Genomic DNA, 17,659 nt, shown 5'->3' with positions numbered 1-17,659 from the left:
TTATTATAAAAAAAGACAAAATTTAAGTCTTATTCCCCTATTTTAAAGAGGGGGAATAAGACTTTTATGGTAATATTTATATTTATTTCTAAATAATAAGTATAAGTTCAGATCGTTTACTTCTTGATTGCACTCATGATAAGTGCCGTGTAGGCAGCAGCTCCTGAGGGCTCTAGGTGTACATGATCCGGTCTGAAATATTCCGGATGGTCTTTACTCGCAGCATGCCAATCAACAAGCGTGGTGTTCGGGTATTGTTGGCTAATCTCAGCCAACATGGTATTAACACTACGTTCCCAATCCCGTGGAACCTTCGTATTTATAAGAATAACCTGTTTAGCGGAACTGAGAGAATCGAGTAGGGACTCCAGTTTCTTGCTGGAAAAAGCTCCATTCGTACCAAGTCCGATGATAACCGTTCCATTTAGGCGCCCATTCGCTTTAAGACCCGGAATAAGATCCTCTGCCTGAGCCATTTGCCGACCAACCTTGGCGTCAATGAATATTCCCGGTAGCTGTTTTTCCAGATAAGGGGCAACACCAAGCATAACAGAGTCGCCGATGGCTGTGATGGATTTCCCACTTTGTGGTTTGGAGTTCTTATCCGTTTGCCCCCCCTGAGTTGAGGATTGATCTACAGCGGGGTCTTTCGGTTCTGGTTTATCTTCTGGTGCCTCAGCTGGATTCTTGTTTGGTTTCTGGACCAGTTCCTCTTGATTCTGCTGCTGTCCTGATGAAGGTGGACTGTCTGGTGGTGACACGCTATCATCTGGAGAATGATTCTCTGTATTCTTGTTTGGGTCAGGTGTAAGCGGTGGTGTTTCCGGAACTGTTTGATTTGGTATCGTTACTGGTTCATCAGGTGATACAATCATGTCCTCAAACGCCGATTCTGTATTTGTAGCTCCAGATATACTTGTCATCATCCCTGTGCAAGAAATTCCGATCAACAGCAGGGTGCTGCAAGCAATGATCCAGTTTTTCAGCGAGATTAGTCCTGGGCGCCACTGTGGATGACGTATTTTGTACCACATTACTTTAAGAGCCCCGTGCCGAATAGGTTCCTCGATATACTTCCAAGATAGAGAGGCTAGAATTACGCTGGCAACAATCTGTAAAGCTGTATGTAGTGCGCTATTCTCTATTGGACTTCCATTAGGGCTTGTAAGAATGATAACCGGGTAATGCCATAAGTAAATACCGTACGAACGAACCCCGATCCAGCGGAGTGGCTTTATGCCCATTACTTTTCCGAGCAATGATGCCGGATGAGCAAGAACAGCTACGACTACAGCAACAGTAAGGGAGAGAATGACCATGCCTCCTTGATACAAGGTAGCATCGTAACGATCGGTATTATGCATCATATATATTACATACAATAGTGCAGTTATACCAACAACATCCAGACTGATCCGAACGATAGGTGATGTCGTAGACGTTCTCTTATAACTAGGCCAAACAATGGCGAGAGCGGAACCGATCAACAGTCCGAAAGCCCGTGTGTCTGTACCGAAATATACACGACTCGGATCGCTGCCGGGATCATAAATCAGCCCCATAGCCAATGCAGAGATGCCCGCAAGTACCAGGATGAATTGAAACATTTGACCGCGTCGAGGAAATAAATATAGGCCGATCAACATAATGAGTGGCCATAATAGGTAAAATTGCTCTTCAACTGCAAGAGACCACATATGTCCCAGTGGAGATGGAGGACCGAAAGCATCGAAATAAGATATATCTTGAAAAATAAATTGCCAGTTGCTTATGTAAGTTACGGCGCCGACAACATCTCCGCGAAGCGATGACAACCGAGTGTGATCAAATAGGGTGACCCAAGCTACAACGATGAGTAGCATTGTAAACATGGCGGGCAGAAGGCGTCGGAATCTTCTGTACCAGAAATCTTTTAGATCGATCCGTCCGTAGTTGCGCCATTGTGAGGCTAGAATATCCGTGATCAAGTAACCTGAAAGAACGAAGAATATGCTAACTCCTAAAAAACCACCTGGTGCAAAATCAAAGCCCCAATGATAGCTCATAACACCGATGAGGGCTAAAGCTCGGAGACCATCCAGTCCCGGCATGTAGCGGGTTTGCTTTTTCAGCGGTTCAGACACAGGTTATCACCTCTGTCTTACTTGAGTTGCATAAGATGTTGTCGATTAATTGCCGGGTTCCCGTAGTGAAGTTCATATTCACAAACGTCTGGATGCCGTTAGTCAAGATAGTCATTTGGAACATGTGTAAATCTTCCCTTTCCAAAACATGTTGTCGTAGGTTTTATACTAGCATTCCAACGTGAAAAGGAGATGACAAAAAGGTAAAGCCTAGGATACATAGCGATGTCAATAAAAAGACAGAATTTTAATTAACTATAGCGTCAAATTAATTCAAATAGGGAAGAGGTGTGGCAGGTCGTTGTTATCTAACTTAAGGCGGTTCATAAAGAAGAGGAGGCCATAACCCCCCTCTTAATCGTAATTCCCTTATACCAATATTTACTAAACGGAGATTCCTGTTCTTTTACGGAAAAATGTTTTAAGTGCCTCGTAAACCTCGCTTTTATCCTTGATCACATGGAATAGAAACTGATCCATCTTAATGTTCTTATACGCTGACATCAACGTGCTGCTTCGATTGTATTGATTTACTTCACCGTATCCGAACATATTGCTAACTTTAAGCAACTCCCCAATTAGTTTGACACAGCGTTCATTGTCGGATGTAAGGTTATCACCGTCTGAAAAGTGAAAAGGATAGATGTTGTAGTGGGCCGGAGGATAACGGCGATTAATAATCTCAAGTGCTTTAAGGTAAGCAGAGGAACAAATCGTGCCACCGCTTTCGCCTCGTGTAAAAAACTCCTCTTCAGTAACTTCCTTCGCTTCAGTGTGATGTGCAATGAATACAATGTCGACTTTTTCATATTGTCGTCTAAGAAACCGGGTCATCCAGAAAAAGAAACTGCGTGCACAGTATTTTTCAAAGGAGCCCATGGAACCGGATGTATCCATCATGGCAATGATCACCGCACTTGATTCAGGTATGACTTTGTCATCCCATGTTTTATAACGCAGATCGTCAGGACTGATGTGATGGATTCCGGGACTTCCGGTAGTCGCGTTTCGCCGGAGGTTTTCCAGAATCGTTCTTTTTTTGTCGATATTAGACATGATACCTTTTTTACGAATATCGTTGAAGACAATCGATTGCGTTTCAATCTGTTCTTTATCCTTGGGTTGAAGCAGGGGGAGTTCCAGCTCCTCAAATAACATGTTTTCCAGTTCCTCGATGCTTATCTCTGTCTCAACGACATCTTTGCCTGGCTGGTCGCCGGCCTTCTCGCCCTTCCCTGGAGACTGCTGTGAATTATCGCGTCCCAATACATCGCCAACTTGACTGTCACCATCTCCTTGCCCAACATGTTTCTGCTTTTGGAAGTTATAAATGAACCGGTATTCGTCAAGACTGCGAATCGGCACTTTGATGATCTGTTTTCCATCGGAGAGGATAATGTTCTCCTCGGTGATGAGATCAGGAAGGTTTTGCTTGATGACTTCTTTTATTTTACGTTGATGGCGAACTTGGTCCTGGTAACCTTTACGGTGGAGCGACCAATCTTCACGGGATACGACAAACGACAGGGAATCTTCTTTTTTCACGGTCAGGCACCTCCCACTTTCGGCCTTTTGCTTAAATAAAGGTGATAAGGTCTGTAGTATCTCATTATATTCTCGCGTCCTGCCGTTATGTGAGTGTATGAGGGGGTGAACGACTATTTCAGCTTGGACTATTTTTAAAACTAATAGTAATAGTTTGTGGCAAAGATTTAATCTTAAAGTATTAATTAAATTTGTTTACAGACTAATCAAATTAGTTTAAAGTTAAATATTGTTAATGAATGAGAGTGTTATACTAATTCGCATGGGAGTGGTTTTCATCAAAGTTACAAAAATTCAAACCACGTATCAACTCGCATTCCTTCCAAGGCTTTTTCCCGTGAACTGTTATTTTGTAGAAGAGAAGGACGGATTGACACTTATCGATGCGGGAATGTCATTTTGTCTCAAAGGAATTATGCTTGTGGCAAGTCAAATTGGTAAGCCGATTCGCCGTATTGTGTTGACTCATGCACATGAAGATCATGTGGGAGCACTTGATGCACTCAAGGAGCGGTTGCCAGATGTCACCGTGTATATATCTCATCGAGATGCACCTTTATTAAGTGGAGATACTTCTTTGCTTCCAACGGAACCGAATGTACCGATAAGAGGCGGTATACCAAAGAAGATAAAGACTCAAGCAGATGTGCTGCTTCGAGATGGAGATCGTATTGAATCTCTGATTGCTGTAGATGCACCAGGACATACCCCAGGCTCAATGGTATTTCTTGATACTCGAAACCGCATACTTATAGCAGGCGATGCATTCCAGACACGTGGAGGCATTGCCGTATCAGGCCAATTAAAGCTAAGTTTTCCGTTTCCAGCCATGGCCACTTGGCATAAGCCTACTGCATTGGAGAGTGCCAAGAAGTTAAGTGAACTTCAGCCTACACTGCTTGCTGTTGGTCATGGCGTTATGATTGAGAATCCGGTAAAAGCGATGTTTCAATCCATTTCAGAGGGGATGCGGGTTTGATTCTTGCATAAACACATATGAAGAAGGAGTAACGATTATGGCGTCTAAAAATGGAATTACTTTAAACAAGATAATACTTGCAGCGACGGAAATCGTTGATACGGGCGGAGTAGAGGAACTGACGCTAACATCATTAGCTCAGAAACTGGAGATTCGTTCTCCATCTTTATACAATCACTTTGATGGCCTGAACGGAATTCGAAAGTTACTTTCTGTATATGGTCTAGAGCAACTTCTATCTGTTCTCATGCGTGCTGCAATTGGCCGTTCAGGTGATGAAGCAATACGTGAAATGGCGATAGCCTATATTGGTTTTGCTCGTATGCATCCAGGTCTGTATGAAGTCACTCTAATGTCCTCAATAGATCAGGATGAAGAGCTGGCTAAGGTTGGTCAAGAGATTGTCAATTTAGTTACACAGGTGCTTGAAGCATACCATTTGGAAAAAACGGATTCGATCCATGTTGCTAGATCCTTAAGAAGTTTATTGCATGGCTTTGCTTCTTTGGAACAAAAAGGCGGCTTTGGATTACCGATTGACCTAGATGACAGTATCATGCATATGATTGATACATTTTTAGCTGGACTTCATACACGTTATCTTCAAGGTAAAAAATGATTGTTCTTCTTTACAGACAACAAAAAAGCCTACCTTAGCCTACATGGAATGTAAGCTAGGGTGGGCTTAGGATGTCTTTGAGTTATTTTTACATTAAAAAAGTGCCTACAACGATGGAAACACCAATAATAATAGATCTGAGAAGCTGGGCTACGGCTAAGTTACCCTTTTCAATTTCATCGCACACCTTAAACTGTGGTGTGATCCAATCGAAGATCAAATAGACGAGACATAGGATGGCCATCCCAATCACGGACCAAATGATCATTTGTAACCAGGAATGAGAGCTATATGATACCATTGCAACGATAATACAGAGACCAAGGAGCTTGCTTCCCATGTAAAGACCTGCTGCTGCATTTCCACCAGCGATTTCTTTGCGGTCATTGAAGCGGGTCAGGGAACTAAATACGAAATAACCAACGATAAGTATACCAATAATGATTACTAGGCCAATCAAGACATTGAGAATATCAGAGCCGAACGTTTCCAAAACGAAGTCCTCCTTATAAAAAAATAGTTCATTTATTGTTCTGCAGGAATGATCGCGGCAGGGCAGTAGTAAGCACCGTCTCCTGTTACTTTGTCACCAATTCTGGACAAAACCCCGCCAAATTGGCCGCCTACAACAAAAGCTCCAGTTAGGAGATGGCCGTTATATGTACCTTTTTCCGTATTGACCTGTGCTAAAGGCATGGTCCAGTACTGCTGATAAATTTTCGGTTGATTGTTGTAATATGCGATTAATTCCTCGTCTTCTTCTAATTCAGGATTGTTTTTCATCGAGTAAGGGTCTTCACTACCGTGCAGCGAAGTTCCTTTACCTTCACGACCCCAGTAACTTTTGGCCGCATAGGGAATATCTTTGAGTTCGAATGGCTCTGCAGTGAAATAGGTCGGCAGACAATAAGTTGAGATCATAGCAAGTTCCTCAGGTTCGAACAATGTAAATCCACAGTATTCAAAGGTCTGATGATTTCGTTCATACAGCGACCATAGTGTCGCGAGGAAGCCCTTGCTCTGCATGATGAAATTTTGAGCCGGATTGATCAGTCCGATCTTACCTTGAGCAACCAACTCCAGAAGTGCTATACCAACCTGAATCCCTGAAGTCTCATCACGATCTTCCGTAAGATACTCGAGCGGATAAAGTCGGTACCAGATATCAATCTGGCGCCCGTTATGATAAAGTCCTTTACCAGGGATAATCTCAAGTTCTTCCAGTGGGGCGTAGTGGACAGTAACACCCATCCTACGTAGCTGTTCCATTAAATAAAATGTGTTGAACCGATCCTCTTGATGCCAATCGTAACAGCTGAATGTCACTGACGGCTTAAGTCCAGACTTCTTATAATAATTAGTGAAACCGAGCAGTTCTTCTGCTAGAAGGTTCGCAAGATTACCCGAAGGTCCTTCCCAGGAAGTATGTTTCTGAACAATTTGCCCTTCCAGATAAGCTGATTCGGGGATGCCTGTTGGTGTGTCCGCATTAATCTCAATGATTTTTAACCCCTGGGGCCCCAAAATCCAATCTTGTCTCGTAATACCGCTTAAAGGAATTTCCTCACGCACTAGCGGCAGAAGTGAAGGTGGAATACCCAGCTGGTGGGTCAAATAATGGTCTGGCATATAGCGCTGTACAAAACGCAATGTTTTACGGAATATAGCATCCATCGATTTTGAAGCGAAGCTCAGCTCTGCTATTTCTTCTGAAGTATAAAGAGAGACTGAAGGGAGACAGTATGCTTTTCCATACATACGGTGATACGGCACAATATTAGAGGTTTCACCTGCATACACGGCTTCTTGGGTTAATCCTAGGGAGTAGATTTGCCTTGTACAATGATTCACGGTCTATCAGCCTCCAGCTCTTATACCGCTTGAGCCGCCACTACCGAATCCTTTATGGCTTTTAGAAGAGCGGATGGAATCGCTTTGAGAGCGGGTAAGAGGTGTACCTGAACCATGATAAACGCCGGATCCACCGTTATAGTAGTAATAGCCTCCAGACGAATTATATTCGCAGTATTCAATATTTGGGTCACATTCTTCATAGCTTTGACCGCATCCGGTCAGGGTCGCTGGTACAGACAGCATCAAGGCGAATGCAGCGAGCCTTACTTTAGAACCTGGGGCAGAAGATGGAGAAGAGGCAGACTCCATAGGTTCAGCAGGCACTTGATGAATGCCTGTGTTGTGTTTTATTAAACCAGCATTGCTGTTATTGTTCATCGCTTTCAGCCTCCTTCAGAAACAGTAAAACCCTGTCTTTGGCCTTGTCATAAATGCTAAATAATACTTCATAAGTGATATTGCTGAATACCAAGTAATGATTGAGAAGATAAGCGGCAATATCTCGTTTGAACGTTGGTAACGGAAAAAGTTGCTGTGGTGCTTGAAATGAAGCTCCATTCCATAACAGATACTCGACTCTTGAAGAAACAACGGAATTTGTATTAATGGTGGATTCCACAGCATTACCGTAGGTTTCCAGATCCTCGGAATTAAAGGGAGTAATATAGATTAATTCTCCTGCTTGATCATCACTTTCATGAGATAAATGGATATACAGTTGATCGGATAACAGTGTAGCGTCAACTAATTTTCTAATAAATAGCTCATCCTGTGATACAGATGATTCATCAATCAACTTCGATTTTTCACGTTGTTCTTCCGGCCAAATCACATATTTTAATAAATAATAAATGACAATTACCTTCCTTTCTTTATAATCTCTGTAATTCTCCGGATTACAAAAGATATACCTCAAAGCAACATACGGTTGGATAGACGCTTTAACTGAAGGTACAATTTATTCGTTTTTTGTATCCTGATATTAACTTGCTTGGATATTATATACGGGATATACGCACACCTGCCATAAAAAGATTCAGTGAATTTAGCATCCAACAAGAAAGGCTGTCCTATTGGGACAGCCTCTCTAAACGATTATCCGTTTAATACAACCAAGAATATGATTAGTATCGTGATCAGTACAACCCCGTTAATGATTGCACCGATAATAGAATATGATTTTTTCTGTTTTTTAGAGAAAGCGCCTACCATACCAAGAATGAATCCAATGAGATTAATACCAGCGATGATAAAGAATACGGCAGCAAGCGATGTCATCGCTTCGATTGCTTCCTGAGTTGGTTGATGAACGCCTTCTGGAGTGACATAGGCCTGAAGCATAACACTGCCTAAAGAAGCCATAATGATGTAACCAATCAATGAGATAACGGAAAGGATAAAGGATGTAATTCCAAGTCCGGAATGCTTCTTCTCCACTGGGGGTATAAATGTAATCTTAGGCTGCTGCGAGGGTTCCTTTGACTCCGCGGGACTGGATGGGGGCTGCTTTTTCATGAATTGGCTTCGCTCCTTATCAGTAATTCGTTAAGAATAGTATCTGTACTAATCTTTCACATAATAGCCTTGAAATCAAGTGTTTTCCTTTCGTTTAAGCAGTGGTAAACCTCTATACGATCAGTTAAACTAAATATTAGTGAATATTTTGGAGTGTGCCTTGTACTCGCAAACGTCAAAAGGAGTTGTTCCACAGGATGCAGAAAACATTTATGGCATGGGGAGCCGTTATTATGGCTTTGTCTGTCGCAATCGGCGCATTCGGTGCTCATATGCTGGAAGATAGAATCGGTGTAGATGCTATGGCAGTTTATGAAACCGGAGTGCAGTATCATATGATTCATGGTATTGCCATTATTATTACAGGACTTGCGGCAGGTTTGTTCGGTGAATCCAGAAAATTATTCTGGGCAGGCGTGCTGTTTATCGCAGGAACTATTATTTTCTCAGGAAGCTTATATGTGCTGAGTATAAGTGGTGTTAAATGGCTTGGTGCGATCACACCGATTGGTGGCGTATCCTTTATTGCTGGCTGGCTTATTCTTATGTCTTCGGCATTGTCTAGAAAAAAAGTATAAGAGCGTTACATACAAAAAAGCGGCTTGTCTACCCGAATAGGGGAGGCGGAGCCGTGTTTTTTGTGAGAATTATTAGCTAGCACTAAATTCATCGATTTCGTTCACATTAAAAGTATAGACCTGTTTCTCATCCACATGATAAACATTCATGATTTGAGTATTGTCATCGTAGTTGAGAATACGACAAGGCAGACTAACTTGCTTGCCATTTCGGTTGGCCGTTAATCGAATCAGGCGGTTGTCCTTAGAATATATTTTAATCCATTCGTAGGGATCGCCTTTAGTAGATTGTGAAACGTTGTCAACAGGCTTTGTTTTCTTTAGAGGTATGCTCGGATTCTTCTGGGTACTTATAGGGGGACTTACACTATTAGCAGACGAAGAGTCATTCAACATAGAAGTTTTAGAAACTTTAGATATGACAGAACGCATTTTTGCTTGTACCAAACTGTCGATAATTTCACCAAGCTCTAATCCTGATTTCACACGGAAATCAATGACTTCCTCCGTCTGATTCAGCATCTCAAGCAGTTGTTGCAAGGCTAGAGCATTAGAAGGGCTTTTAATTAAAATATCAACATTAAATAAAAAACCGTTATCATCTGTAGTTGCATTGTTATTCATAGCTATACGGTTCACCAGCTTTCAAAATCTTTCCTATACACAACTATATCATACCTGACAGATTTTGATAGTCCTAATGTCATGTATATGTTCATGAAAATCCATTTTTTATGTAGAGACATTCGCACCATACCGAATCCTTTGGAATACACATGATCTTAACCATGTGAGGGGAGGTGTGTTTCATGGTTACCCTGTTGCCAATTGACATAGAGGGACATACCGTTATGGGTGTTGAGGTAAAGCTGCCCAAGACTACGTTGCTTGCGGTTTATACGTCTCGTGGATATATCATGTGTGGTGCTTTGGATGTAGGACTTCTTAACCAAAAACTTTCGGATCGCCAGATTATCGCTGGTCGGGCTGTTGGTGTTAGAACGCTGGAAGATCTGCTTGAGGCACCGCTGGAGTCAGTTACATTTGAAGCAGAGAAATGGGGGATTCACCCTGGTTTGAAAGGTAAAGATGCGATCATCCGGATGCTATAATACCAAAAAAAAGGACGATTCGGCAGGGAATCGTCCTTAACGTGCTTATTCAGCTGTTTTAGGAAAACAGAGCTTTCAGATTATCTGAATATGGGGCCTCGATGATGCCCTTCTCCGTAATGATCGCTGTTACATATTCATGAGGAGTAATGTCAAATGCAGGATTATATACTTTAACATCAGCTGGGGCAGTACGTTTACCGAATCCTTCAGTGATTTCCTCAGCTGGACGTTCTTCTATTGGAATGTCGGCACCTGTCGGTGTGTTCAAATCGATTGTAGACAAAGGACAAGCTACATAGAAAGGTATACCATGTGCTTTCGCCAGCACGGCCACCCCGTAGGTTCCAATCTTGTTAGCAACATCACCGTTGGCTGCAACCCGGTCCGTTCCAACAATAACAGCCTGTATCCATCCCTTGGACATGACCATAGCTGCCATGTTATCTGCTAGAAGAGTTACATCAATTCCAGCTTGTTGAAGCTCAAACGCCGTAAGCCGAGCACCTTGAAGGACAGGTCTTGTTTCGTCAGCGAAAACTTTGAAAGAGATGCCTTTCTCATGAGCAAGATACATAGGAGCAAGAGCAGTACCATATCTTGCAGTTGCAAGCCCACCTGCGTTGCAGTGTGTAAGAATACCCATTCCTTCTTGAATAAGAGGGAGTGCATGTTCTCCAATCTGTCTACATACTTCCTCATCTTCTAGACGAATGGCATGAGCTTCAGCAAGTAAGCCATCTGTTAGATTAGCGATATTATTATCATTTGAGGCGTCTGCTGATAGTTTCTCAGCTGCGAGCTTCATACGATCCAGCGCCCAAAATAAGTTGACTGCGGTTGGACGCGATGTAGCAAGGTAGTCACAAATCTTATAGACGTGCTTTACCCACTCGGATGAGTCGTTGCCCGTAAAGCTTTGAGCACCCAGAACAGCACCATATGCTGCTGCGATGCCTATAGCAGGAGCACCACGAACCTTCATGGAATGAATTCCTTCCCATACGTCTTCTGGGGTATAAAGCTTGAGATTTACAATTTCCCCCGGTAAAAGACGCTGATCCAGCATAATAAGGTGATCGCCACCCCAATCTAGAGATCTTAGCGGACCTGTTGTTGTATCTGTCATTGTGTTCGTATTGCTCATTTCGACACCCCGATTTCAGTAGATGCTAGTTGTACTAGCTTGAGTATATCATATATGGAATTAACACTTCGGTTGTGTCGAACTAGATTTTTACCGATAGCAAGTGCCTTACGCTGAGCTGCTTCACGTACTGAATCATCTTGAATGCCATCAATGTCTGCGACATGAGACAGTCCGACAATTCTACGTATCATTTTACATCCAGCGAAACCGGCAGTATCTCGTAGTAATTCTGTCAGATAATGATCCTGGTAACCTGGTGTTTGAAACATTTCATCTAGAATCTCATTATTCCACAGAGTGCGGAAGGAAGATTCAAAATTCGTCCATACGTCTTTAGCCATTTCAAGCAAGCGATCCTCCCGAATTGTCAGATCCTCGCCGTTTTGATTCCACCCTGGTTGAGCTACATAGTTAAGCAATAGATTTCCAATGACGGCTCCGATATCGAAACCCATGGGCCCGAAGAAAGCGAATTCGGGATCGATAACTTTGGTGGATTCCGTTGTTACGAATATACTTCCCGTATGCAGATCACCATGCAGCAGCGCTTGGGCATGTGTTAGAAACTTTTCTCGCAACAAAGCTACTTCTAAATGAAGGGGAATATCATTTCGGAGCGCCTCTGCTTCATCTTCGATGCTGGCTGAATAGTTATTGTTTGCAGATGCGCGGTAAGGATCTTCGAAGATGAGGTCTTCTGTTATTTTACAGAGGTCAGGATTAACGAATCGACCTGCAAGTTCTTTCTTCTCCTGTTGGTTCATGCCTAAGTCAGAAGTGAAGAATAAGGTTCTTGCGAGAAATTGTCCAATATGCTCCGCGAAATTGGGATAGATATTGCCGTCAATCAATCCTTTTCGCATAATGGTGTATTCACTTAAATCTTCCATAGCTGTATATGCTAGATCATCCGAATAGCTATAGACCTGTGGAACCAAATCAGGACATAGTCGGTGTTGTATCTCTAAAGATTGGCGCTCTATACGCGCTCGGTCAAGGGATAATGGCCATGATTCCCCTACAACTTTTGCATAAGGAACGGCTTGTTTGATGATGATGCTTTCGGTTGAATTTTCCGACGTTACATGAAATACGAGATTGAGATTTCCATCACCGATTTCCCTGCAGTTAAGTACAGTGCTTTCAGAGAAGATGCCAGGGATGCTTTTTGCAAGCGAGATGGCTTCCTCATTGTTAAGTGAATGATATGTGGACATCGATAGTCACCTCCATATATAATAGAAAGAACAAAAGCCAACTTTTCTAGTAGGTATAATTAGTATACCGGGAAAGCTAGCATTTTGTACAATTTTTTAACAATGAACCGAGTACATAATTTGATTCGGAGAATGGTTGCTGGGGTAAACTACAAATAGACGCCCGGTTATTCCAAACACATAATAATGAAGAAATATGGTGGGACAGTAATATTGTACTGCCGAAAGATACGATCGGGAATCTTCATGTACTTCATTAGAGGGTGAATCATATAGAAAAGGAAGGGATTCATTATGGCTAAAACAGGCTCAAGCAAAACAAACAGCAAAACTAAAAACGCTGGTGTAGAGCAATTTCTGAACCAGCAGGTAGCGAATCTTAATGTTCTTTATGTGAAGCTCCATAACTATCATTGGTATGTGAAAGGTGAGCAATTCTTCTCCCTTCATGTGAAATTTGAGGAGCTGTATAATGAAGTCACTTTGAAAATGGATGAGGTGGCTGAACGTATGCTGGCTATCAAAGGGAAGCCGGCTGCGACGATGAAAGAATATCTTGAGCTATCCACAATTCAAGAAGCCACAGGAAATGAAGATACTCGCGGGATGGTACAGCAGCTCGTAGAGGACTTAGCAACGCTGTCTGAGGAGCTTCAAGAGGGTATTGATATGACTGAAAAAGCTGAAGATATGTCGACTTCTGATATGTTGACAGGCTTCAAAACGGACTTCGAAAAACATATGTGGATGCTTCGCTCTTTTCTAGATTAAGACTGAGTTCTGCTAGTACGATAAGAGGTTCGAAAGTTCAAGATTTATGTTAAATCATACGAAGACCTGTGAGGTACGACTGTCGCCTTAACCTTTAGAATGTAACAACCGTCTGGTGACGAATGCGTTTGAAGTACGGTACCAGACGCTGCTCCAAAGGGAGAGTGTGCGAATTACAGCGTTCAGCTTTACGGCTGACAGGTCATAAAATAACAGGCTTGGCCGCATCCATCGGTCGAGCCTGTTTTTATAATGATTGCAATGACAAATATCACACAAAAGCCTGTCCGGTTGAATAAAAGTACCGTTTATTATAAAATGACTTGAGAATCACTGAGAATCAGTTTAGAATAATTATAAATAAGTTTTTGTGATAAATCAGGGCGACCAATCCTGTTATCAGATATACAATACCACTATAACTTTATAAGGCGGAGGGAATATAACATGTCAACGAAGTTTGTCATTGAAGGTTTGAAAGCACAAATCGAAGGCAAAGAAATACTTAAGGGTATCAACCTGGAGATGAATGGCGGAGAAATCCATGCCATTATGGGACCGAACGGAACAGGTAAAAGTACTCTAGCATCTGCTTTAATGGGACATCCGAAATATGAAGTTACAGAAGGCAGCGCAACTTTGAACGGTGAAGACTTGCTCGAAATGGAAGTAGACGAGCGCGCATTGGCAGGACTGTTCCTTGCTATGCAATATCCAAGCGAAATCGCTGGTGTAACAAATTCCGACTTCCTTCGCAGTGCGATTAACGCACGCCGCGGTGAAGGTAATGAGATTTCTCTCATTAAATTTATCCGTCAAATGGAAGGTAAGATGAAAGAGCTTGAGATGAATCCTGAATTCGCTCATCGTTACCTGAACGAAGGCTTCTCCGGCGGTGAGAAGAAACGTAATGAAATTCTGCAAATGATGATGATCGAGCCGAAAGTCGTTATTTTGGATGAAATCGACTCCGGACTTGATATCGACGCCTTGAGAATTGTGGCTGACGGTGTTAATGCAATGAAAGCGGAAGATCGCAGTTTCTTGATCATTACCCACTATCAACGTTTGCTTAACTATATTACTCCAGATTATGTACACGTGATGATGCAAGGACGCATTGTTAAATCCGGTGGTCCTGAACTTGCACAACGTTTGGAAGCAGAAGGTTATGATTGGATTAAAGAAGAGCTTGGCATTACTGACGAAACTGTAGGTCAAGAAGCGTAAATAGACGGGAGGAGGAGACGAAATGACAACACAAACGATTCTTCCGGTCAACGCTGAGGATTTGAAGGCACTGTCCGCAAGCAAGCAGGAACCTGCTTGGTTAACGGAAAGCCGCCTTGCAGCTCTGGAACTGGCCGGCCAGTTGGAACTGCCTAAGCTGGAGAAACAGCGGATCGATCGCTGGAATATCCAAGCATATGGTGAAAATAAGAAAAATGAGCAATTGTCATCTTTTGATGATCTTCCAGAGGAAGCTACAAAGCTTGTCGAAGGTTCAAGAGAAGGCGGACTGGTTATCCAGCGCAATTCAGGGGCAGTATATACTAAGCTTTCTGAAGAACTTGCAGCACAAGGTGTTATTTTCACAGATTTAGAAACGGCTGTTAAAGAGCATGAAGAACTGGTGAAGCCTTATCTGTACCAAGCTGTAAAGAGTGATGAACATTCACTTGCAGCCCTACACGCGGCAACATGGAACGGCGGGGTGTTCCTGTATGTTCCTAAGAACGTAGAGGTAGAAGTACCACTGCAAGCTGTTATGTTGACAGATGATGCAGAAGCACTGTTTGCTCCTCACGTACTTATTGTTGCTGAGACCAACAGCCGCGTTACTTATGTAGACAACTATCTTTCCAACGGTTTGTCAGGGCATGTAACTCATAACGGAGCTGTTGAAGTATTTGTTAAAGACGGAGCTAAAGTTCGTTTCGCATCTGTTCACCAGTTTACTTCAGAAACGACAGATATCATATACCGCCGTGCAGTTGTAGAAAACGATGGATCCATCGAATGGATTGTTGGTGAAATGAATGATGGCGATACAGCAAGTGATACGATGAGTATTTTGCAAGGAAAAGGTTCCTTGTCTGATGCGAAGGTTATTGCTGTAGGTTCCGGTTCGCAGAAGATTAATTATACGACACAAGCTCGTCATTTCGGTAAAAATACTTCGAGCCAAATGATTACACGTGCAGTTATGCGTGAAGAGGCTCAAGCGATTATTAACGGAATCACGAAAATTGAGAAGGGTGCTACGAAATCTGACGGACAGCAAACGGAACGTGTACTGATGCTTAGTCCAAAAGCACGTGGTGACGCAAACCCGATTCTTCTGATTGATGAAGATGATGTTACTGCAGGTCACGCTGCATCTGTTGGACAAGTAAATCAAGAACAAATTTACTATTTGATGTCCCGTGGTATTTCCCGTTCGGCTGCTGAAATTTTAATTATTTACGGTTTCTTGGCACCGGTTGTTAGCGAGATTCCTTTGGAAGGACTTCGCGATCAGCTTCAAGGGCTTGTTGAAAGGAAGCTGGGACAATGAATGCTAACGTCCGAGAACAGTTTCCCATCCTACAGCAGGAAATAAACGGACATCCGCTGGTGTATCTTGATAATGCCGCAACTTCTCAGAAGCCGCGTGCTGTCATCGATGCCGTGAAGCACTATTACGAGTGGGAGAATGCTAACGTACACCGTGGCGTTCATACACTTGGAAGTCGTGCGACTGATGCGTACGAAGGAGCACGCGAGAAGGTAGCACGCTTCATTAATGCGAGAAGCACGGAGGAAATTATTTTTACCCGCGGTACGACGACTGCCCTTAACCTGGTCGCCTCGTCGTATGCTCGTTCTGTCTGCGGGCCAGGTGATGAAATCGTTCTGACGGAGATGGAGCATCATAGTAATCTCATTCCGTGGCAGCAGGCGGCGATTGCCGTCGGTGCCACGCTGAAATATATACCGATTCAACCAGATGGTACGATTACACTGGAAGATGTAGAGAATACCGTAACGGATCGAACTAAGGTTGTGGCTATTGCATATGTATCTAATGTAATGGGTGTAGTTCATCCGGTAAAAGAAATTGCTGAGATTGCACACCGTCATGGTGCGGTGATCGTTGTCGATGGAGCCCAGAGCACACCGCATATGAAAGTTGATGTTCAAGATTTGGACTGTGACTTCTATGCTCTTTCAGGGCATAAGATGTGTGCTCCAACCGGTATAGGTGCTCTATACGGTAAAAAGGCGCTGTTGGAAGGAATGGATCCTATAGAGTTCGGTGGAGAGATGATCAACGATGTTGGTCTTTACGAATCGAACTGGAAGGAGCTGCCGTGGAAGTTTGAAGGTGGCACTCCGATTATTGGCGGAGCTGTTGGTCTCGGAGCAGCGATTGATTTTCTGGAAGAGATCGGCATGGACGAAATTGAAAAGCATGAAAGTCGATTGGCGACATATGCTATGGATCGGCTTAGTGAGATTGAAGGTATTAGCTTATACGGTCCGCGTAAGCGGGAAGTTGGTCTGGTCACATTTAATCTTGGTGATGTTCACCCTCACGATGTTGCAACTGTGCTAGATGCACAAGGGATTGCCATTCGTGCTGGTCATCATTGCTGCCAACCGCTGATGCGCTGGCTTAAGGTATCATCCACTGCACGTGCAAGTTTTTATCTGTATAATACAGAGGACGAAGTCGACCAGCTTGTCAGCGCCTTAATTCAGACAAAGGAGTATTTTGGCGATGCAACTTGACGATTTGTATAGACGTGTTATTATGGACCACTATAAAAATCCTCGTAACCGTGGGAAATTCGAAGACGACGCTGTGACGATTGATTTGAATAATCCGACATGCGGAGACCGGATTTCACTACAATTGAAAGTAGAAGACGGTATTGTAAAAGATGCCAAGTATACGGGTGAAGGTTGCTCGATCAGTATGTCTTCTGCTTCCATGATGACGGAAGCTGTTAAAGGTAAGACGTTTGAGGAAGCGATTGAAATGGCATCCAGATTCTCTTCCCTGATGAAAGGCGAAGAGGTAGAGTTCAACGACTACGAGGATATCGAAGCCCTATCTGGAGTGAATAAGTTCCCAGCACGCATTAAATGCGCCACACTTGCCTGGAATGCACTTCGAAAAGGAATAGACGGTACAGAAGAGAAACATTAAG

Annotated in this window: 19 protein-coding genes; 9 read left to right on the top strand and 10 right to left on the bottom strand. The window is 43.0% G+C overall.

From position 1 onward, the window contains the following. Positions 1 to 116: 116 nt before the first annotated feature. Positions 117 to 2,123, bottom strand: a complete 2,007-nt coding sequence (locus ACFQV5_RS19235; RefSeq protein ID WP_379248989.1) for an acyltransferase family protein — start codon at positions 2,121 to 2,123, stop codon at positions 117 to 119. Positions 2,124 to 2,507: 384 nt separating this feature from the next. Then, on the bottom strand, positions 2,508 to 3,668 hold the full coding sequence (gene yhbH, locus ACFQV5_RS19230; protein ID WP_379248987.1) for a sporulation protein YhbH: 1,161 nt from the start codon (positions 3,666 to 3,668) through the stop codon (positions 2,508 to 2,510). 277 nt (positions 3,669 to 3,945) lie between these two features. Between yhbH and ACFQV5_RS19225 the strand changes: the two genes are divergently transcribed. Both ACFQV5_RS19225 and ACFQV5_RS19220 read left to right on the top strand, forming a co-directional pair. After that, on the top strand, positions 3,946 to 4,647 hold the full coding sequence (locus ACFQV5_RS19225; RefSeq protein ID WP_379249452.1) for an MBL fold metallo-hydrolase: 702 nt from the start codon (positions 3,946 to 3,948) through the stop codon (positions 4,645 to 4,647). Positions 4,648 to 4,684: 37 nt separating this feature from the next. Then, the gene (locus ACFQV5_RS19220; RefSeq protein ID WP_379248985.1) at positions 4,685 to 5,266 is read left to right on the top strand and encodes a TetR/AcrR family transcriptional regulator; all 582 of its coding nucleotides are present in this window, start codon (positions 4,685 to 4,687) and stop codon (positions 5,264 to 5,266) included. Positions 5,267 to 5,354: 88 nt separating this feature from the next. Here the strand turns inward: ACFQV5_RS19220 and ACFQV5_RS19215 are convergent, their stop codons facing one another. From ACFQV5_RS19215 to ACFQV5_RS19195, 5 genes are all read right to left on the bottom strand, one after another. Next, positions 5,355 to 5,759, bottom strand: a complete 405-nt coding sequence (locus tag ACFQV5_RS19215) for a DUF350 domain-containing protein (protein ID WP_379248983.1) — start codon at positions 5,757 to 5,759, stop codon at positions 5,355 to 5,357. Between the two features lie 32 nt (positions 5,760 to 5,791). Continuing rightward, on the bottom strand, positions 5,792 to 7,117 hold the full coding sequence (locus ACFQV5_RS19210; protein WP_379248982.1) for a glutathionylspermidine synthase family protein: 1,326 nt from the start codon (positions 7,115 to 7,117) through the stop codon (positions 5,792 to 5,794). A 6-nt stretch (positions 7,118 to 7,123) separates the two neighbouring features. Next, positions 7,124 to 7,498, bottom strand: coding sequence for a hypothetical protein (locus tag ACFQV5_RS19205; RefSeq protein ID WP_379248980.1), 375 nt, complete (start codon positions 7,496 to 7,498; stop codon positions 7,124 to 7,126). After that, complete coding sequence (locus ACFQV5_RS19200) at positions 7,488 to 7,952, bottom strand: hypothetical protein (protein ID WP_379248978.1); 465 nt, start codon at positions 7,950 to 7,952, stop codon at positions 7,488 to 7,490. Before ACFQV5_RS19200 ends, ACFQV5_RS19205 begins: the two co-directional genes overlap by 11 nt. A gap of 263 nt (positions 7,953 to 8,215) precedes the next feature. After that, positions 8,216 to 8,635 carry a hypothetical protein gene (locus ACFQV5_RS19195; protein WP_379248977.1) on the bottom strand — a complete coding sequence of 140 codons (420 nt, stop codon included), beginning with the start codon at positions 8,633 to 8,635 and terminating at the stop codon, positions 8,216 to 8,218. A gap of 197 nt (positions 8,636 to 8,832) precedes the next feature. Between ACFQV5_RS19195 and ACFQV5_RS19190 the strand changes: the two genes are divergently transcribed. Beyond that, positions 8,833 to 9,213, top strand: a complete 381-nt coding sequence (locus ACFQV5_RS19190; RefSeq protein ID WP_379248976.1) for a DUF423 domain-containing protein — start codon at positions 8,833 to 8,835, stop codon at positions 9,211 to 9,213. 72 nt (positions 9,214 to 9,285) lie between these two features. Here the strand turns inward: ACFQV5_RS19190 and ACFQV5_RS19185 are convergent, their stop codons facing one another. Continuing rightward, positions 9,286 to 9,837 carry a hypothetical protein gene (locus ACFQV5_RS19185; protein WP_379248975.1) on the bottom strand — a complete coding sequence of 184 codons (552 nt, stop codon included), beginning with the start codon at positions 9,835 to 9,837 and terminating at the stop codon, positions 9,286 to 9,288. Between the two features lie 185 nt (positions 9,838 to 10,022). Between ACFQV5_RS19185 and ACFQV5_RS19180 the strand changes: the two genes are divergently transcribed. Then, entirely contained in the window at positions 10,023 to 10,325 is a 303-nt protein-coding gene (locus tag ACFQV5_RS19180) for a YunC family protein (protein WP_379248974.1), read from the top strand. A gap of 58 nt (positions 10,326 to 10,383) precedes the next feature. Here the strand turns inward: ACFQV5_RS19180 and mtnA are convergent, their stop codons facing one another. Then, the gene (mtnA, locus tag ACFQV5_RS19175) at positions 10,384 to 11,472 is read right to left on the bottom strand and encodes an S-methyl-5-thioribose-1-phosphate isomerase (RefSeq protein WP_379248973.1); all 1,089 of its coding nucleotides are present in this window, start codon (positions 11,470 to 11,472) and stop codon (positions 10,384 to 10,386) included. Further along, the gene (mtnK, locus tag ACFQV5_RS19170; RefSeq protein ID WP_379248972.1) at positions 11,469 to 12,692 is read right to left on the bottom strand and encodes an S-methyl-5-thioribose kinase; all 1,224 of its coding nucleotides are present in this window, start codon (positions 12,690 to 12,692) and stop codon (positions 11,469 to 11,471) included. The genes mtnA and mtnK overlap by 4 nt, the downstream gene beginning before the upstream one ends. A gap of 294 nt (positions 12,693 to 12,986) precedes the next feature. Here mtnK and ACFQV5_RS19165 point away from each other — a divergent pair, with 294 nt between their 5' ends. The 5 genes from ACFQV5_RS19165 (at position 12,987) to sufU (ending at position 17,658) form a co-directional block, all read left to right on the top strand. Beyond that, the gene (locus tag ACFQV5_RS19165) at positions 12,987 to 13,463 is read left to right on the top strand and encodes a Dps family protein (protein ID WP_379248971.1); all 477 of its coding nucleotides are present in this window, start codon (positions 12,987 to 12,989) and stop codon (positions 13,461 to 13,463) included. 447 nt (positions 13,464 to 13,910) lie between these two features. Continuing rightward, positions 13,911 to 14,693: a Fe-S cluster assembly ATPase SufC gene (gene sufC / locus ACFQV5_RS19160; RefSeq protein WP_379248970.1), complete on the top strand. Its 783-nt coding sequence runs from the start codon at positions 13,911 to 13,913 to the stop codon at positions 14,691 to 14,693. Positions 14,694 to 14,715: 22 nt separating this feature from the next. Beyond that, positions 14,716 to 16,020, top strand: coding sequence for a Fe-S cluster assembly protein SufD (sufD, locus tag ACFQV5_RS19155; protein WP_379248969.1), 1,305 nt, complete (start codon positions 14,716 to 14,718; stop codon positions 16,018 to 16,020). Continuing rightward, positions 16,017 to 17,237, top strand: a complete 1,221-nt coding sequence (locus tag ACFQV5_RS19150) for a cysteine desulfurase (RefSeq protein WP_379248968.1) — start codon at positions 16,017 to 16,019, stop codon at positions 17,235 to 17,237. Before sufD ends, ACFQV5_RS19150 begins: the two co-directional genes overlap by 4 nt. Further along, the gene (gene sufU / locus ACFQV5_RS19145) at positions 17,227 to 17,658 is read left to right on the top strand and encodes a Fe-S cluster assembly sulfur transfer protein SufU (RefSeq protein WP_379248967.1); all 432 of its coding nucleotides are present in this window, start codon (positions 17,227 to 17,229) and stop codon (positions 17,656 to 17,658) included. The genes ACFQV5_RS19150 and sufU overlap by 11 nt, the downstream gene beginning before the upstream one ends. Position 17,659: the final 1 nt, after the last annotated feature.

The organism is Paenibacillus sp. GCM10028914 (genome assembly GCF_042666275.1).
Taxonomy (GTDB): domain Bacteria; phylum Bacillota; class Bacilli; order Paenibacillales; family Paenibacillaceae; genus Paenibacillus_AQ.
Note: the sequence above shows the minus strand (reverse complement) of the source record. Positions and strands in the feature narration are given on the sequence as shown.

Coding starts and splice junctions, on each gene's coding strand:
- ACFQV5_RS19180 (WP_379248974.1), top strand. CDS start 10,023: ATGGTTACCCTGTTGCCAATTGACATAGAGGGACATACCGTTATGGGT.
- mtnK (WP_379248972.1), bottom strand. CDS start 12,692: ATGTCCACATATCATTCACTTAACAATGAGGAAGCCATCTCGCTTGCA.
- sufC (WP_379248970.1), top strand. CDS start 13,911: ATGTCAACGAAGTTTGTCATTGAAGGTTTGAAAGCACAAATCGAAGGC.
- ACFQV5_RS19150 (WP_379248968.1), top strand. CDS start 16,017: ATGAATGCTAACGTCCGAGAACAGTTTCCCATCCTACAGCAGGAAATA.
- ACFQV5_RS19165 (WP_379248971.1), top strand. CDS start 12,987: ATGGCTAAAACAGGCTCAAGCAAAACAAACAGCAAAACTAAAAACGCT.
- ACFQV5_RS19220 (WP_379248985.1), top strand. CDS start 4,685: ATGGCGTCTAAAAATGGAATTACTTTAAACAAGATAATACTTGCAGCG.
- ACFQV5_RS19185 (WP_379248975.1), bottom strand. CDS start 9,837: ATGAATAACAATGCAACTACAGATGATAACGGTTTTTTATTTAATGTT.
- sufU (WP_379248967.1), top strand. CDS start 17,227: ATGCAACTTGACGATTTGTATAGACGTGTTATTATGGACCACTATAAA.
- ACFQV5_RS19195 (WP_379248977.1), bottom strand. CDS start 8,635: ATGAAAAAGCAGCCCCCATCCAGTCCCGCGGAGTCAAAGGAACCCTCG.
- mtnA (WP_379248973.1), bottom strand. CDS start 11,472: ATGAGCAATACGAACACAATGACAGATACAACAACAGGTCCGCTAAGA.
- ACFQV5_RS19205 (WP_379248980.1), bottom strand. CDS start 7,498: ATGAACAATAACAGCAATGCTGGTTTAATAAAACACAACACAGGCATT.
- ACFQV5_RS19190 (WP_379248976.1), top strand. CDS start 8,833: ATGCAGAAAACATTTATGGCATGGGGAGCCGTTATTATGGCTTTGTCT.
- sufD (WP_379248969.1), top strand. CDS start 14,716: ATGACAACACAAACGATTCTTCCGGTCAACGCTGAGGATTTGAAGGCA.